Raw genomic sequence first — 16111 nt, 5'->3', positions numbered from 1 at the left:
GATGAGCGCACGTGTCGCCCTGGTCACCGGCGCCAGCCGCAGCGTCGGCAAGGGCGTCGCGCTGGCGCTGGGCTCGGCCGGCTGGACCGTCTATGTCACCGCGCGGCGGGAGGGCCCGCTGGGCGAGACCGCCCGAAGCGTCACCGAACGCGGCGGGCGCGGCGTCGCCGTGCCGTGCGATCACCGCGACGACGCCCAGATCGCCGCGTTGTTCGCCCGCATCGCCGACGAACAGGAGGGCCGGCTGGACCTGCTGGTCAACAACGTATGGGCCGCACCCAAGGGCTTCGCCGGGTTCACCGAGAAATTCTGGGGGCGCCCGCTGTCGGACTGGGACACCCTGATCGGGGTGGGGCTGCGCGCGCACTACGTCGCCGCGGTGCACGGCGCGCAGCTGATGGTGACCCGCGGGTCGGGCCTGATCATCAACATCTCCTCGTTCGGCGCCCGCGGACATCTGCACTCGGTGCTCTACGGCATGTCCAAAGCCGGGCTGGACAAGATGGCCGCCGACATGGCCGTCGAGCTGGCCGGCACCGGGGTGAGCACACTGTCGGTGTGGCCGGGGCTGGTGAAAAACGAAGTCATGCAGGGCTTCATCGAGCGCGGCCTGGACAACTTTCAGGGCTTCGGCCTGGCCAACGCCGAGACACCGGAATTCATCGGCCGCGTCATCGCCGCGCTGGCGAACGACCCGGACATCGCGGCCCGCAGCGGACACACCCTGATCACCGCCGAGACCGCACTCGATTACGGCATCACCGACATCGAAGGCAACCAGCCCGACTCGCATCGGGAGCTGTTCGGCGGCGGGCCGCTGTATTGAGGGTGCACAACCCCCCAATACACTCGCTGGCGCCATGACCGACAACGCCCTGGACTCCGAAGCGGGCCGCCGCAGGACCTTCGCCGTCATCAGCCACCCCGACGCCGGCAAATCCACCCTGACCGAGGCGCTGGTGCTGCACGCCAAAGCCATCACCGAGGCCGGCGCCGTGCATGGCAAAGCCGGTCGTCGTGCCACCGTGTCGGACTGGATGGAGATGGAGAAGGCCCGGGGTATCTCCATCACGTCGACGGCCTTGCAGTTCCCCTACCGCACCGCCCGCGGACAGGACTGCGTCATCAACCTGCTCGACACCCCCGGCCACGCCGACTTCTCCGAAGACACCTACCGGGTGCTGACCGCAGTGGACTCCGCGGTCATGCTCATCGATGCCGCGAAAGGTCTTGAGCCGCAGACCCTCAAACTGTTCCAGGTGTGCCGGCATCGCCGGATCCCGATCATCACCGTGATCAACAAGTGGGACCGGCCCGGCCGGCACGCCCTGGAATTGATGGACGAGATCGCGACCCGGATCGGGCTGCGTCCCACCCCGTTGACCTGGCCGGTCGGCATCGCCGGCGACTTCAAAGGTGTGCTCGACCGCCGCTCCGGCAATTTCATCCGGTTCACCCGGACCGCCGGCGGCGCCACCGCGGCACCCGAGGAGCACATTCCCGCCGCCGCTGCGCACGGCGCGGCCGGTGTCGACTGGGACACCGCGGTCGAGGAGTGCGAGCTGCTGAGTGCCGACGGCTCCGACTTCGACCGCGAGGCGTTTCTCGACTGCGCGGCGACACCGGTGCTGTTCACCTCGGCGGCGTTGAACTTCGGGGTGAATCAGCTGCTCGACGTGCTCACCGAGTTGGCGCCGCCGCCCGGTGGGGCGCTCGACGTCGACGGTGTCCGGCGCGCCACCGACGCGCCGTTCAGCGCCTTCGTTTTCAAGGTGCAGGCGGGCATGGACTCCGCGCATCGCGATCGCATCGCCTTCGCCCGGGTGTACTCGGGAACCTTCGAACGCGGCGACGTGCTCACCCACGCCGCGACCGGCAAGCCCTTTGTCACCAAGTACGCCCAGTCGGTGTTCGGTCAGCAGCGTTCCACGTTGGATACCGCCTGGCCCGGTGATGTGATCGGGCTGGCCAACGCGGCGTCCCTGCGTCCGGGTGACACACTGTATTCCGATGTGCCCGTGCAGTACCCGCCGATTCCGAGCTTCTCGCCCGAGCATTTCGCGGTGGCGCGCAACGTCGACCCCAGCAAGCACAAGCAGTTCCGTCGCGGTATCGAGCAGTTGGACCAGGAGGGCGTCGTTCAGGTGCTGCGCTCGGATCGCCGGGGCGACCAGGCGCCGGTGCTCGCCGCGGTCGGCCCGATGCAGTTCGAGGTGGCGGCACACCGGATGGCATCCGAGATCGGTGCGCCGATCTCACTGGAGTCGCTGCCGTATCAGGTCGCGCGGATCGTGGATGCCGGCGACGTCGATTTCGTCAACAGGCAGTCGTTGGCGGAAGTCATGACCCGCACCGACGGGGTGCACCTGGCGTTGTTCTCCAACAGCTGGCGGCTGCAGGGATTCCAACGCGACAACCCCGAGGTGCAGCTGCGGTCATTGGTGGCCGCGGAGGGGTAGGCCGCTTCACTAACTGCGCAGCCGCACCATGCGCGTCGTCGAACTCTCGTCGAGCTCCACCAGGTCCGAGTAGGACCGGAGGAAGTCACTGAATGACTTGTAGCCCAGCGCTTTTTCGCTGAACGAGGGATCCATCCGCTTCATCTGCGCCTTGACCGAAGAGTTGTGCAGCCACTCGACATCGTCCTTCTCCAGGCCGATCTGCAGCGCGCGGGTGAGCAGCGCGGTGGCGGTGTCCACCGGATCCGGCGCCGGCGGCTCTACCGGCTCCTTCTTGGTCTGGCGGGTGCGCCGCTTCGGTTCGGCGTCGGCGTCGGCGTCGGCGTCGGGGTCGGCCGGTGCGGGCTCGAACACCGGCACCCCGGGCAGCGCGTCGTAGCTGACGAAGTCGTCGCACGCCGCGGCGAGCGCCCGGCTGGTCGACCCGGCCACTCCGATGCCGACCACGTAGCGGCCCAACCGTTTACAGCGCTGCGCCAGTGGGATGTAGTCGGAGTCGCCGGCCACGATCACCACATGGGTCAGATCCGGCAGCCGGAACATGTCCTCGACCGCGTCGACAGCCAACCGGATATCGGCACCGTTCTTGCCGTAGGCCGCCGCGGGGAACAACTGCACCAGATCGACCGCGCGGGCGACCAACTGTTGGCGGTAGCCGGTGTTGACTTCGGCCGACCAGTCGGCGTAGGCGCGGGTGAGCACCAGCGTCCCGAACGACGACGCGAAGTCGATGATCGCGCCGACGTCGACGGTGGCCCGTGCCAGCCGATCCGGCTGCTTGGCCAGACCCTTGGCTTTGTCCTTCTGGAACGAGCTGCGCCCGTTGACCTGGTCGTAGCGGGAGATCACGATGTTGTCGAAGTCGAGGTACACCGCGACCCTGGTGTCGCCGGATTCCGTCATGGATGCCAGTGTGGCACGCACCACCGGGTTCAGCCGTGGCGGCTTGGCGGGCATAGGGGAGTTGCCCGGCTCTCAGCGACAACTTTCGATGCGAGGTGGTGTGGTCGCGATTTGTCGCTCAAAGGCGGGCAACTGCCCCTATGGTCCCGGCTCACCGATCTGATCAACCCGCCTTGTACCACCGCGGAATCAACTCCTGATCCGGCAGCGGGTACTGCCCGTAGAACCCGTGCGGGTCACCGCGCAGCACCTGGGCGTTCTGGATCTCCGCGCGCTGCCGCATCGCCTGAAGCCGGTCCCCTTCGGCCCTCCGACGCACGGCGTAGCTGCGCAGCAGCCGTCGCACCACGATCACCAGCACGGCGATCACGGCGCCGGCCACAATGAACCAGCGCAGCCACCACAGCAACGCGAGAAACACGATGATGGCCAAGCCCCTGCCGCCGCCATCGGACCGTTTGCTCCTGCTCATAACCGTCACGGTAGAAGCGGGGTCCGACAAACCCCTCAGGCCTCCCGCAGCCGCAACGCCAGCCCGGACGCCCGCACCGCTCGCCGATCCAGCGCGGCACGGATCTCCCCCTCGGACCCGATCACCCGCACCCGGTGCTTGGCGCGGGTCACCGCGGTGTAGAACAGCTCGCGGGTCAGCAGCCGCGACTCGACCGGCGGCATCAGCACGGTCACCACGTCGGCTTCGCTGCCCTGACTCTTGTGGATGGTCATCGCGTACATGCTGTCGACGTCGGTGAGCCGGCCGGTGGCGAAATCCACCGGGCCCGACGCGGTGGCGATCACCGCCCGCAGCCCATCAGCGCGCGCCACGACCACCCCGGTGTCGCCGTTGCGCACGCCCAGCCCGTAGTCGTTGGCGGTGACCAGCAGGGGCCGCCCGGCATACCAGTCCGCCCACACCGGATCCCCGGTCTGCTCGGAGACCCACCGCCGAATCTGACGATTCCAATGATTCGCGCCATGCGGGCCGTCGCGGTGCGCACACAGCAGCCGGTGTTCGTCGAGGTTGCGCAACGCCTCGTCGGCGTCGCCGAGCAGCGCCGCCTGGCGCACCCGCAACGCGTGCGGCACCGCGATCGCCGCCAACTGGTCGGCCAGCGCGGCCGGGGTCGTCACGTCGATCCATTCCCGGTGCTCGTCGCCGGAGCGCAGCAGCTCGATCACGGTGTCGCCGTCGCCGGCGCGGATCGCCGCAGCCAGCTCGCCGATCGGCTTCTTGTAGCGATGCGCCGTCGCCAGCGTCGCCACCCGGGTGCCCGGGCGGGCGGCCAGGCCGTCCACCAGGTCGGCCAGCACCGCCCCGGCCTCCACCGACGCCAACTGATCGGGGTCACCCACCAGGATCAGCCGGGCCTGCGGCCGAACCGCCTCCAGCAGCCGGGCCATCATCGTCAGCGACACCATCGACGTCTCGTCGACCACGATCACATCGTGCGGCAGCCGGTTGCCGCGATTGTGCTTGAACCGCGACGAATTCCCCGGCCGGTAGCCCAGCAGCGAGTGCAGGGTGCTGGCCTGCAGCTTGAGTTGCCCGGTCAGCCGATCCTTGTCCACCGTCTCGAGTCCGGCCACCTCCCCGGCGACCGCCTCGGTCAGCCGGGCGGCGGCCTTACCGGTCGGGGCGGCCAGCGCGATCCGCAGTTTTGCCTTTCCCGGCGGCGCCGACACCTCGGCCTGCTCGGCCAGCAGGGCCAGTAACCGGGCCACCGTGGTCGTCTTGCCGGTGCCCGGGCCGCCGGTGAGCACCGTGACCGCCTGGGTCAGCGCGATCTCGGCGGCGGTGCGCTGCTCGTGGTAGTCCGGCGGGAACAGCCGCTGCAGCCCGGGCAGCTCGGCCGGCCCGGCCTGCGGCGTCGACAGCGCCAGCAGGTCCGCGCAGACCTGCTCCTCCTCCCGCCAGTAACGGTCGAGGTAGAGCAGCCCGCCAGAAGGGGTGTCGTAGAGCCGCAGCACCTGCTTGGCGACCAGCGAGCTGGCGCGCACCGCCGTCAGCCACGCCGCGGGTTCGGGCCAGCTCAGCTCCGGCAGCTCGGTGCCTTCGGCCACGGTGGCCAGCTCGACGCAGACCGACCCGGTGCGCAACGCCCGTACCGTCAAAGCGACTGCGAGCGCGACCGATTCGTCAGTTTCGCCGCCCAGCGCGCAGATCCGCTGGGCGGTGTGCACGTCCGCGGCATCGAGCACGCCGGCCTCGTTGAACTCCCGCAGCACGCCGGTGGCGCGCAACGCCACCCGGCACGACAGCGGGTCGACATCGGTTGTGCTCACCTGGCCACCCCCTGGTGCAGCAGATCCGACAGCGCGACCACCAGTTCCACCGGCGGCCGCCAGCTGAACACCCCGGCCGGATGCCCGCCGAGAATCGGGGTGTCCGGCCCGCACATGCCGCGCACGAACAGATAAAGCACCCCGCCCAGATGCCGCGCCGGGTCGTAACCCGGTTGGCGCCACCGCAGAAACCGGTGCAACACCGCGGTATACAGCAGCGCCTGCAGCGGGTAATCCGAGTGCAGCATCGCCTCGGCCATCCGGGGGAAGCTGTAGTCGGCGGCGGTCTCGCCGAGCTGATTGGTCTTGTAATCGACCACCAGGTAACGCTGATCGGGCAGCCGTAGCACCACATCCAGCGAGCCTGACAGATATCCGCGCAGCGACTGCCCACCCAGCGCGTCGGAGAGCAGCCGGTCGGCGTAGACGCCGAACGGATCCTCGGGTGCCAGGTGTTCGCGCAGCAGCGCGCCCACGTCGGCGACCCGTGCCTGCGATGCCGCCCCCGGGACGTCGCCGCCGGCCAGCGGAATTTCGAAGTCCAACTCCCGCAACCGATCCGGTACCCCGATCTGGCGCAACGTCAACCCCACGGCCAGCGGGCCGAGCGGGGTGTCATGCATCGGCACCAGGGCCGCCGCCAGTACCTCGGCGTCGACCCCGATCGGCCACCACGGCTCGTGGGCCCGCACCTGCTCGGTCAGTTCGGCGGCCAGGTCCGCCGCGAACGGGTCGGCGGTCTCCAGCACCGCGTGCACCAGCGAGCCGAATGTCTTGCCGCCGGGCAGATCCGCCATCGGCGAGCGCAGTTCGGCGCCGGTAACCGGGGCCGCCGCGGTGACCGTGACCTCCTCGGACTCGTCGTCACGGGTGTGGGCCTCGGGTTCAGAGTGCGTGCCGGCCGCCGCCTCGTCGGCAACACGGATCAGCGCCGAGTAGGAGGTGCGTCGCCAGCCGGTGTCGATGTGGCGGTGGAAGTGGCGCACCGCCAGCTCGCCGGGAGCCTCGCGAGGCACCGCCGGCGTCGGCGGGCCGACCACCGATTCCTCCACCACCGGCCCGCCCCGGTCCTGCCAGCCGGTGAACACCGCCCAGGCGTCGTCGTCGGAGATTCGCGGCGTGCACCGGTCGGGTACCTCCGCTTCCCCGGGTGCTCTCCCGCGCAGCAGCCGCGACAACCCACCGTTGATCTCATCGCCGGCCGGCGCCCACCAGGCCACGACCTGGGACTGGGCCCGGGTCAGCGCGACATAGGTGATCCGGATGTGGTCGAGCGCTTCCTCGCGCCGGTGCAGCTCGATGACCTCGGCGCTGCGGCCGCCGCCGATGTGCAGGCAGCGGACCTCCGCCCCGTCGGCACCGGCCTCGTGATAGAGCAGGTTGCCCTTGTCGCCGATGTAGCGGCGAAACATGAACGGCAGGTACACGATCGGGAACTGCAGACCCTTGGCGGCGAACACCGTCATGATCTGTACCGCGCCGGCATCACTGTCCAGGCGGCGGTTGCGTTCGGTCGCGCCGGTCCGGTCCTCGCGCTGACGACGCAGCCAATCCCGCAACGCCGGCAGGCCGAGCCGATCGGCGTGCGCGGTCTCCTGCAGCAGCTGACCGATGTGGGCCAGGTCGGTCATGTGCCGTTCACCGCCGCGCCGGCTCAACACGCGCCGGCCCATCCCGGCGAGTTGGGCGGCCTCCAACACCGCTGCGACGCCGCGCAACCGGGCATGGTCGGTCCACTCGCGCAGCGTCTGGGTGACCCGGTCGGTCAGCTTGTCCCCGCCGCGGGCCAACGATTCCGCGGTCTCGCCGAAGAACATGGTGCAGGCCGCCGCACGCGCCAACCCGGTGCGGCCCGGCTGGTCGAACGCCTCCAACAGGCACAGCCAGTCCTCGGCGGCCCGCGAGGCGAACACGTCGGTGTCGCCGGTGTAGACGACCGGGATGCCCAGCTTGGTCAGCGCGTCGCGGCACAACGCCGCATCCTGGTGCTGCTCGACGAGGACCGCGACGTCTCCGGCGCGCACCGGCCGGCTGTCGTAGCGGGCACCGGAGTTCAGCAGGGCGCCGATGTCGGCGGCCAGATCAGCCGGAATGTGTTCGCGCAGCGGCCCGATCAGCAGGCTGTCGAGGCCCTGGCGGCCCAGCGTGGGCCGCTTGACCACCCGCAGCCGAAACGGGGCGTTGTGCGGCGCCCCGGTCAGCCGATGCCCGCTGCGGTGGGCCTCGATCGGCGGCACGGTGATCTCGGGGTGACCCAGTTGGGCGCCGCCGAGCACGGTCTGCAGGCTGTCGACGACTGCCTTGTCGCTGCGGTAGTTGGTGGGCAGGGTGCGCTGGTCGCCGGCGGCGCGGACAGCCGCCAGGTAGGTGTAGATGTCGCCGCCCCGGAAGCCGTAGATGGCCTGCTTGGGGTCGCCGATGAGCACCAGCGTGGAATGCCCGGTGAAGGCGCGGTCGATCACCTGCCACTGCACCGGGTCGGTGTCCTGGAACTCGTCGACCATCACGATCTGCCAGCGCCGGCGCATCCGGTCGGCGGCGTCGGAGTCGCTGTGCTGCAGGGCTTCGGCCAGCCGGGTCAGCAGGTCGTTGTAGCCGAGGATGCCGAGCCGGCGCTTCCGGTGCGCGAGCTCGTCGAGCACCGCCTGGGCGAACGCCAGCCGCACACCCGCCTCGGATTCCGGGTCGGGGTGCGCCGGGCGCAGCTGGGCGGCCGGGTCTTCGACGACCTGGGTGGCCAGATCGATCGCGTCCTTGCGTGTCAGCGGCGGTGGATTCTCGTCGCTGCCGAAATGCGCCAGGTAGTGGTCGTCGACGATCTCGGTGACCAGATCGGTGAGGCTTTCCACCAGGGTCGCCGACGACGCGGTATCCCCGGCCACCCCAAGGGATTTCAGCACCATCGCGCAGAACTGGTGGATCGTGACGATGGTCGCGGCGTCGAAATCGGCCAGCGCGTCCCGCAGCAGGGCGCAGCGCGAAGGAGCGTCACCGGTGGCGAGCAGATGTGACTCCAGCTCGTTGGCGGGCTCGCGGCGGCCCTCCAGCACCGCTGCGGCGTCACCGATCTGGGTGCGCACACGTTCTCGCAGTTCCTGGCTGGCCACCCGGCCGAATGTGATCAGCAGCAACTGGTCCACGGTCGCGGCGCCGTCGGCCAGATAGCGGGTGACCAGGCCGGCCAGCGTGAACGTCTTACCGGTGCCGGCGCTGGCTTCCAGCACCACGGTGGACCGCTCGGCGGGCAACGGCCCCAGCAGGTCGAAACGATGAGTCACGAGAGCACCTCCGCGCTCAGCAGCGGCGCCCACAGTCGCAGCGCCAGCGCTCCCAGCCGGGTGCCTTCCCCGGTGACTTCCTCGCCCGGATGCGGAGTACCGAGAATCTTCTCCAACGGGGCACTGGGACCCCACACCTTGACGTGAGGCGCATCGGTGCAGTCGCCGTACTTGCCGCCCCAGGCGCCCCGGGCGGCGTCGAGCGGGTCTTCGACTGCCCGGCGAGCCTCGGCCCAGGCATACGACGTCGGCAGCGGAAGCGGTAGCGGCTCACGGCGGCCCGCGTCGTAGATCGCCACCAGATCGGCGAGCACCGCGACCGGATCCGGGGGCGACGTCCACAGCCGCTGCCGGATGTGGGTGCGGCCGACGCCCCGGCCGACGCACAGTGCGCTCCACTGCGTTTCGGGATGCTGGGCTGCCAGCGCCAGCAGCGGAATCCAGGCTGCCAGCACATGTTTCGGCGCCAGGCGCGAATAGGTCACCGAGACGGTGCGGTTGCCGTAGACGCCGGTGACCGTCCCGGTCAGTCGGCGGCCCCCGCCCAGGTCCACGTCGACGTCGTAGGCGGCCGGATCCCCGCTCCGGTGCGCGATCGCGGCCTCGGCGAGCGCGCGGGACAGGTCGCGGATCTCGCAGGCGGTGCGCATGCCGAGCCGGCCGGGCGGCAGGGTGCCGCGGCGCCATTCGGCGTTCGCGGCGTCGTCGGGGTGCATGCCGGCGAGCATGTCGGCGAGCATCCGGTCGCCGACCGTCCACTGCTGCAAGCCCTCGATCTCGACGGGCATGGAGTCCTGGACCCCCTCGACGTCCCACGGCAGGGTGTAGTCCAGCGCCCGGAAGTAGCCCTTGACCGGGTCCTTGAAGAAGCGGGTCAGCTCTTCGAGCTCCACGTCGCCGGCCGGCGGCGGCGGCAGCAGCGCGGCGAAGGTGTCGGTGGGTTCGGTGCGTCTCCCGGCGGCCGCCTCGGCGGCGGTCAGTGCCGTCGGGTCGAAGGTGAACGGCTTGCCGGGCAGCCCCAACTCACCCGGCTGGACGTTGCGGATATCGAAGGGCTGCAACGGGTGCCGTACCACGACGTGCGCGCGCACCGGCTCCGCGGTGGTGGCGTCCAGTGAGTCGAGGAGTTCGGCGAGCGGCACCGCCGGCGGGCGCACCTTACCGGTGCTCTCGTCGGCGCCGGCGTAGGTGACGACCAGGGTGTCGGTGGCCGCGCACACCGCATCCAGCAGCAGCTGCCGGTCCTCGGAGCGGATGTCACGTTCCCCGGTCAGTGGACGGCGGCACAGCGCGTCGTCGCCGTCGACGTGATCCACCCGCGGGAACACCCCGTCGTCGAGACCGACCAGACACACCACGCGGTGCGGTACCGAGCGCATCGGCACCATGGTGCACACCGTCAGCCCGCCGGTGCGGAAGTTGGCCCGGGTGGGCCGGCCGGCCAGGTGACCGGCCAGCAGGGCGCGCACATCGGGCAGCTGCAGCGCGGTCGCGGCGTGCGAACCGGCCTCGGCCACCACGTCGGACAGCTCCCGCTGCAGCTGGCCGACCTGCCAGCCGTCGTCGATCGAGACCCGGGTCAGGGCGGTCACCCCGTCGATCAGGGCGGCGATCCACTCGGTGAGCGGCTGGGCCCCGGTGAGGGCATCCGCGGCGGTCTGCAGCCGCGCGACGAACTCGGCCAGTCGCCCGGCCAGCTCCACCTGGTTGCTGCCGACGTCATCGAGGGGTAGCGCCGTGCCCAGCCACGCCCGGGAGTCCTGCGACATCGCCACCCCGGTCAGGATCCGGTCCAGCCCGAAGCGCCAGGTGTTGTGCTGAATATCCTTGAGCCCGTATGGCTCCCGATGCGCCGCGTCGAAGCTCCACCGCACGTTGGCTTCCTGCACCCAGGTGGTGATGTCCTCCAGGTCGTCGTCGGTGAACGCGAACCGCGCCCGCACCGGCGCGGCCTGCGCCAGGTTGAGCACCGCACTGGCGGTGGCGCGGCTGTCGGCGATGCCCAGCAGTTGCTCGGCGACCCCCAGCAGCGCGTTGGTCTGGGTGAGCGCCCGGTCGGCCAGCTGCACCCGCAGCCGGTGCGCGGGATGGCTCTCGCCGACCAGCTCGCCGAGCCCGAATCCGGCGATGATCAGCGGCGCGTAGGTCTCGATGTCCGGGCACATCACCACGATGTCGCGCGGTTGCAGCGTCGGGTCGTCTTCGAGCAGGCCGAGCAGTACCTCACGCAGGACGTCGACCTGGCGGGCCGGGCCGTGGCAGGCGTGCACCTGCACCGAACGGTCCGCCGCGGTAGCCGAGCGCCCGGCCGGGCGTACCGCGTTCGCGGCGATGTCGGCCTGGAGCCAGCCCAGCAGCGTCCCGGGTTGTGCTGCGGTGCCGAGGTATTCATCGCTGTCGGGAGCCGGTGGCAGCGCGCGTTGCAGCTCGCGCAGATCGCGGCCCAGGGTCTGCAGCAGCGGATGGGCAGCGCTGCGCCGGCTTTCGTCGGTGGTGCGCGGCACCGTCCCGTGCACGCCGCGCAGCGCCTGCCACAGCGCATCGGAGGGGTGCGGCAGCCACAGATGCAGCTCGTGGTGGGTGGCCAGTGCGCCCAGCAGCGCGATGTCGGTGCGAGACAGGCGGGTGTGGCCGAACAGCGACAACCGGGCCGGCAGCGCCGGCGCCGGAGCTTCCTGCAGCCGCGTGACGGCGCGGCGGTGCCGCAGGTGTGGGGGATCGGCCGGGATCGCCGCGGCCAGCGCCCGCCACAGTGGCGGCTGCCACGCCAGGTCGGAGTCCAGTTGACCGCCTGAGCCGTCGCCGCAACCGCCGTCGAGCCAGTCCGCCAGCATGTCGGGCCGCTGCCTGGCATAAGAGGCGAACAGCCCGGCCAGCCGGCGCGCCACCGCATAGCGCCGGCCGCGCCGCACCTGCGCGTCGTCTCCGGTGTGGAAATGCCCTAGATGCCTTGCCAGCGTGGCACACCAGGACTCGTCCAGGCTGGCGTCGATCACCGACAGCAACGGCCAGCTCATCGCGTCCGGTGACCACGGATCGTCATCGGCGATTCCGGTGATCTCGGCGATCAGCGATCCCGGATTGCGAAACTCCACCCCGGCGCAGACCCCGTCGCCCCCGGACCCGGCACCGAGCACGTGCGACAGCCGTTGGGACAGCCAGCGCTCCACCCCGCGAGCCGGCACCAGCACCAGCTCCTGGGCGAACGGGTCGGCCGGCGGCGTCGCCAACAGCGCACCGAGACCATCGGCGAGGGCGTCGGTGCGTTCGGCGCGGTGCAGGTGCAGTCCCATCGCGGCCACCATAAACCGCGGCCCCGACACCCGGTGCTGAACTATCGGCCGGTCGCCATCGTCGTGCATGGCATGAGGATCTACACGCTGATACTGGCCGCCGTTGCCGCACTGGTCGTCGGGTTGGCCGCCCCACCGGCCGCCACCGCCTCCGATGACCGGTTGCAGTTCGCCACCACCACCGTCGACGGGGCGGCGTTCAACGGCGCCAGCCTGCAGGGCAAGCCCGTGGTGCTGTGGTTCTGGAGGCCGAGCTGCCCGTTCTGCAACGCCGAGGCGCCGTCGGTGAGCCAAGTCGCGGCCGCCAACCCGCGGGTGAGGTTCGTCGGGGTGGCGGGGCGCTCCGATGTGGCGTCTATGCAGAACTTCGTGGACAAATACCACCTGAACTTCACCAACCTCAACGACGCCGACGGCTCGATCTGGGCGCGCTTCGGGGTGCCGTGGCAGCCCGCGTACGTATTCGAGCGCTCCGATGGCACCTCGACATTCGTGAACAACCCGACTTCGGCGATGTCGCAACAGGAGTTGTCCGACCGGGTCGCGGCACTGAGCTAGGTGAACCAGAATCTGCCGGGGCTGGCCTTCGCCGCCGGGCTGGTGGCTGCTCTCAATCCGTGCGGATTCGCGCTGCTGCCCGCCTATCTGGCGTTGGTGGTGCGCGGTGAGCACGGCGGCGGCTGGGCCGCGGTCGGCCGGGCGCTGGCGGCCACCGCGGCCATGACCCTCGGCTTTCTGGCGGTGTTCGGCACTTTCGGGCTGCTCACCGTCACGGTGGCGTCCAGTGTGCAGCGCTACCTGCCCTACGCCACCGTTGCGATCGGCATCGTGTTGGTGGCGCTCGGTGCCTGGCTGCTGGCGGGCCGCCGGCTCGCGGTCGCCGCATTCGGCGGGCGATGGGCACCGACCGCCCGGATCGGGTCGATGCTCGGCTACGGAGTGGGCTACGCGTGCGCATCACTGGGCTGCACCATCGGCCCTTTTCTGGCGGTCACCGGGGCGGCACTGCGCGGCGGCGTCAGCGGGATGACGGCCTATCTGGCGTATGCGGCCGGGTTCGGTCTGCTGGTCGGGGTGCTGGCGATCGCGGTGGCGCTGGCCCGCTCGGCGCTGATCGACCGGATGCGCCGAATCACCCGCTACGCCAGCCGGATCAGCGGTGCACTGCTGGTGGCCGTCGGGCTCTACGTTGGCTACTACGGCTACTACGAGGTTCGGCTGTTCGAGCTGGGCGGCGGCACGGGGGACCGGGTGCTGGCCGCGGCGGGGCGGCTACAGGGCACGCTCGCCGGCTGGGTGCACCAGCAGGGGGCCTGGCCGTGGCTGGCGGCCCTGGCGTTGCTCGGGCTGGGTGCGATGCTGGGTGCTCGCCGCCCCGGTCGTTGACAACACCGCAAACCCCGGCGCCGGCGGGCCTGCCTCGTAGGCTGGAGTTTGTGAAAGCGGTCAGCTGTAAGAACTCGCAACTCGAAGTCGTCGACCTGCCCACCCCGGTTCCGGCCAAAGGCCAACTGCTGCTCGAGGTGCTGCGCTGCGGCATCTGCGGCTCGGACCTGCACGCCCGGCAGCACTGCGACGACGTCGCCGACATCATGGCCGAGACCGGCTACGACGGGTTCATGCGCTCGGATCAGCAGGTGGTGCTCGGGCACGAATTCTGCGGTGAGGTGCTCGACCACGGGCCCCGGACCCGCAAAGCGCCGCGGCCCGGCACCCGGGTGGTCGCGATCCCACTGTTGCGGCGCGGCGAGGACGTCCATGCGGTCGGGCTGTCGGAATCGGCGCCGGGCGGCTACGCCGAGCAGATGCTCGTCGAGCAGTCGCTGGCCCTGCCGGTTCCCAACGGGCTGTCGGTGGACGCGGCCGCCCTCACCGAGCCGATGGCCGTCGCCTGGCATGCCGTACGGCGCGGCGAGGTGCGCAAACGCGACGTGGCGATCGTGATCGGCTGTGGACCCATCGGCCTGGCGGTGGTGTGCATGCTCAAGGCGCGCGGGGTGCGCACGGTGATCGCCGGCGACTTCTCGCCCGGCCGGCGCGCGCTGGCCACCCGATGCGGCGCCGACATCGTCGTCGACCCGGCACAGGACTCGCCGTATGCCGCCGCCGCGGGCCACGGCCACCTGGAGAAAGCGCCGGATGCGCTGGGCCTGGCGGTGGGCACCGTCGAAAAGCTGTACAAGGCACGGTTGCCCTGGTGGCACGTCTGGCGGGCCGCCGAAGCCGTCGGGGCCGCCACCCCCAACCGCCCGGTGATCTTCGAGTGCGTCGGGGTACCGGGTGTCATCGACGGCATCATCGCCGGTGCGCCCCTGTTCTCCCGGGTGGTCGTGGTCGGGGTGTGCATGGGAAACGACGCGTTCCGGCCCGCGATCGCGATCAACAAGGAAACCGACCTGCGGTTCGTATTGGGATACACGCCAATGGAATTCCGTGACACCCTGCACATGATCGCCGAGGGCAAGGTCGATGTTTCGCCGCTGATCACCGGCACTATCGGACTGGGCGGGGTGGCCAATGCGTTCGACGCGCTGGGTGACCCGGCCAAGCACGCCAAGATCCTGATCGACCCGAAGAGCGCGTCACAGGAGGTGTCGTGACGCCCGGCATCAAACGCATCGCGATCAGTACCGGCGGCGGCGACGCGCCCGGTCTCAACGCCGTCATCTACGCCACCACGCTGGCCGCCCGCAACCGCGGCTGGGATGTGGTCGGCATCCGCGACGGCTTCAACGGGTTGCTGCTGGGCGACGACTACGCCGACGGTGGGCTGATCGACCTGACCCGCGACCGGGTGCGCGGCATCATCCACCAGGGCGGCACCATTCTGGGCAGCACCAACCGCGGCAACCCGATCGCCTACCCGGTGCAGCAGGCCGACGGCAGCTGGGTCGAGGTCGACCGCACCGAGGAGCTGCTCGAGCTTTTCGCCGAACGCCGGGTCGACGCGCTGGTCACCGTCGGCGGCGACGGGTCGCTGACGATCGGCGACCATCTGCACAAGGCAGGGCTGCGGTTGGTCGGGGTGCCCAAGACCATCGACAACGATCTGGACCGCACCGCGTCGACATTCGGCTTCGACAGCGCCGTCGGGTTCGCCTCGGAGTGCATCGACCGGCTGTTCGCCACCGCCACGTCGCACAGCCGGATCATCGTGGTCGAGGTGATGGGCCGCTACGCCGGCTGGATCGCCCTGCACGCCGGCATGGCCTCCGGGGTACACGCCATCCTCATCCCGGAGATCCCCTACCGCCTCGAACCGGTCGCCGAACTGATCAACCAACGGGCACAACGCGGTTCGACGTACTCCATCGTGTGCGTGGCCGAGGGCGCCATGCCGGTGGGCGGCGAGCGCACCGTGATGGCCAAGTCGGTGGGCCAGGCCGAACGCCTGGGCGGCGTCGGTGCGAAGGTGGCCGCCGAACTCGAGGCGCTGACCGGGCGCGAATCGCGCGCGGTGGTACTCGGCCACCTGCTGCGTGGCGGATCGCCGACGTCGCTGGACCGGCTGCTGGGGCTGCGGTTCGGGGCCGCCGCGGTGCGCGCCCTCGATGAGGGCCACAGCGGGGTGATGGTGGCGCTCAACCCGCCGACGGTGGACTATGTGCCGCTGGCCGACGCCATCAGCCGGCAGAAAACCGTTCCGCCGGACTGCGATTCGATCCAGACCGCTCGCGACATGGGTATCCGGTTCGGCGATGAGAGCGTTGCTGCGGGCTGAGCCCGCGGCCTGCGGCGGTGGTCCTCCGGCGTCGTGGGGGATGTGATGTGTGCCCGCCTTTGAGCGACAGGCGGCGTTATGTCAGCCCGCCCGGGGCGCGCGGCGGGAATCGGGCGTCGGGCCGGCGCCGCCACAGCTTGACATAATCGGCATTGTCGCTCAAAGGCGGGCACA

11 protein-coding genes are annotated in these 16111 nt (G+C 70.5%); 6 read left to right on the top strand and 5 right to left on the bottom strand.

Features of this window, described 5'->3' with window-relative positions:
• Position 1 precedes the first annotated feature (1 nt).
• Both G6N23_RS17040 and G6N23_RS17035 read left to right on the top strand, forming a co-directional pair.
• A complete protein-coding gene (locus G6N23_RS17040; protein ID WP_085259794.1) occupies positions 2-826 on the top strand; it encodes an SDR family NAD(P)-dependent oxidoreductase in 825 nt (274 codons plus the stop codon).
• 34 nt (positions 827-860) lie between these two features.
• Positions 861-2459, top strand: coding sequence for a peptide chain release factor 3 (locus G6N23_RS17035; protein ID WP_085259795.1), 1599 nt, complete (start codon positions 861-863; stop codon positions 2457-2459).
• Positions 2460-2468: 9 nt separating this feature from the next.
• Here G6N23_RS17035 and G6N23_RS17030 read toward each other — a convergent pair whose 3' ends face one another.
• From G6N23_RS17030 to recC, 5 genes are all read right to left on the bottom strand, one after another.
• Positions 2469-3362, bottom strand: coding sequence for an NYN domain-containing protein (locus G6N23_RS17030; protein ID WP_085259833.1), 894 nt, complete (start codon positions 3360-3362; stop codon positions 2469-2471).
• A gap of 163 nt (positions 3363-3525) precedes the next feature.
• Positions 3526-3834 (bottom strand): hypothetical protein, encoded by a 309-nt coding sequence (locus G6N23_RS17025; RefSeq protein WP_085259796.1) that lies wholly within the window; start codon positions 3832-3834, stop codon positions 3526-3528.
• Positions 3835-3869: 35 nt separating this feature from the next.
• A complete protein-coding gene (recD, locus tag G6N23_RS17020; RefSeq protein ID WP_372508914.1) occupies positions 3870-5645 on the bottom strand; it encodes an exodeoxyribonuclease V subunit alpha in 1776 nt (591 codons plus the stop codon).
• Positions 5642-8923 (bottom strand): exodeoxyribonuclease V subunit beta, encoded by a 3282-nt coding sequence (gene recB, locus G6N23_RS17015; protein WP_085259797.1) that lies wholly within the window; start codon positions 8921-8923, stop codon positions 5642-5644. Before recB ends, recD begins: the two co-directional genes overlap by 4 nt.
• A complete protein-coding gene (recC, locus tag G6N23_RS17010; RefSeq protein ID WP_085259835.1) occupies positions 8920-12216 on the bottom strand; it encodes an exodeoxyribonuclease V subunit gamma in 3297 nt (1098 codons plus the stop codon). Before recC ends, recB begins: the two co-directional genes overlap by 4 nt.
• A 72-nt stretch (positions 12217-12288) precedes the next feature.
• Between recC and G6N23_RS17005 the strand changes: the two genes are divergently transcribed.
• Genes G6N23_RS17005 through G6N23_RS16990 form a run of 4 tightly spaced genes read left to right on the top strand, consistent with a single transcriptional unit; the run spans position 12289 to position 15937 of the window.
• A complete protein-coding gene (locus tag G6N23_RS17005) occupies positions 12289-12774 on the top strand; it encodes a protein disulfide oxidoreductase (protein WP_085259836.1) in 486 nt (161 codons plus the stop codon).
• A complete protein-coding gene (locus G6N23_RS17000; RefSeq protein WP_085259798.1) occupies positions 12775-13602 on the top strand; it encodes a cytochrome c biogenesis CcdA family protein in 828 nt (275 codons plus the stop codon).
• A gap of 50 nt (positions 13603-13652) precedes the next feature.
• The gene (locus G6N23_RS16995) at positions 13653-14816 is read left to right on the top strand and encodes a zinc-binding dehydrogenase (RefSeq protein WP_085259799.1); all 1164 of its coding nucleotides are present in this window, start codon (positions 13653-13655) and stop codon (positions 14814-14816) included.
• The gene (locus tag G6N23_RS16990; RefSeq protein ID WP_085259800.1) at positions 14813-15937 is read left to right on the top strand and encodes a 6-phosphofructokinase; all 1125 of its coding nucleotides are present in this window, start codon (positions 14813-14815) and stop codon (positions 15935-15937) included. Before G6N23_RS16995 ends, G6N23_RS16990 begins: the two co-directional genes overlap by 4 nt.
• The last annotated feature ends 174 nt before the right edge of the window (positions 15938-16111 follow it).

It is taken from the genome of Mycolicibacter terrae (assembly GCF_010727125.1).
Taxonomy (GTDB): domain Bacteria; phylum Actinomycetota; class Actinomycetes; order Mycobacteriales; family Mycobacteriaceae; genus Mycobacterium; species Mycobacterium terrae.
The sequence above is the reverse complement of the archived record's forward strand: the minus strand, read 5'-3'. Positions and strand labels throughout refer to the sequence as shown.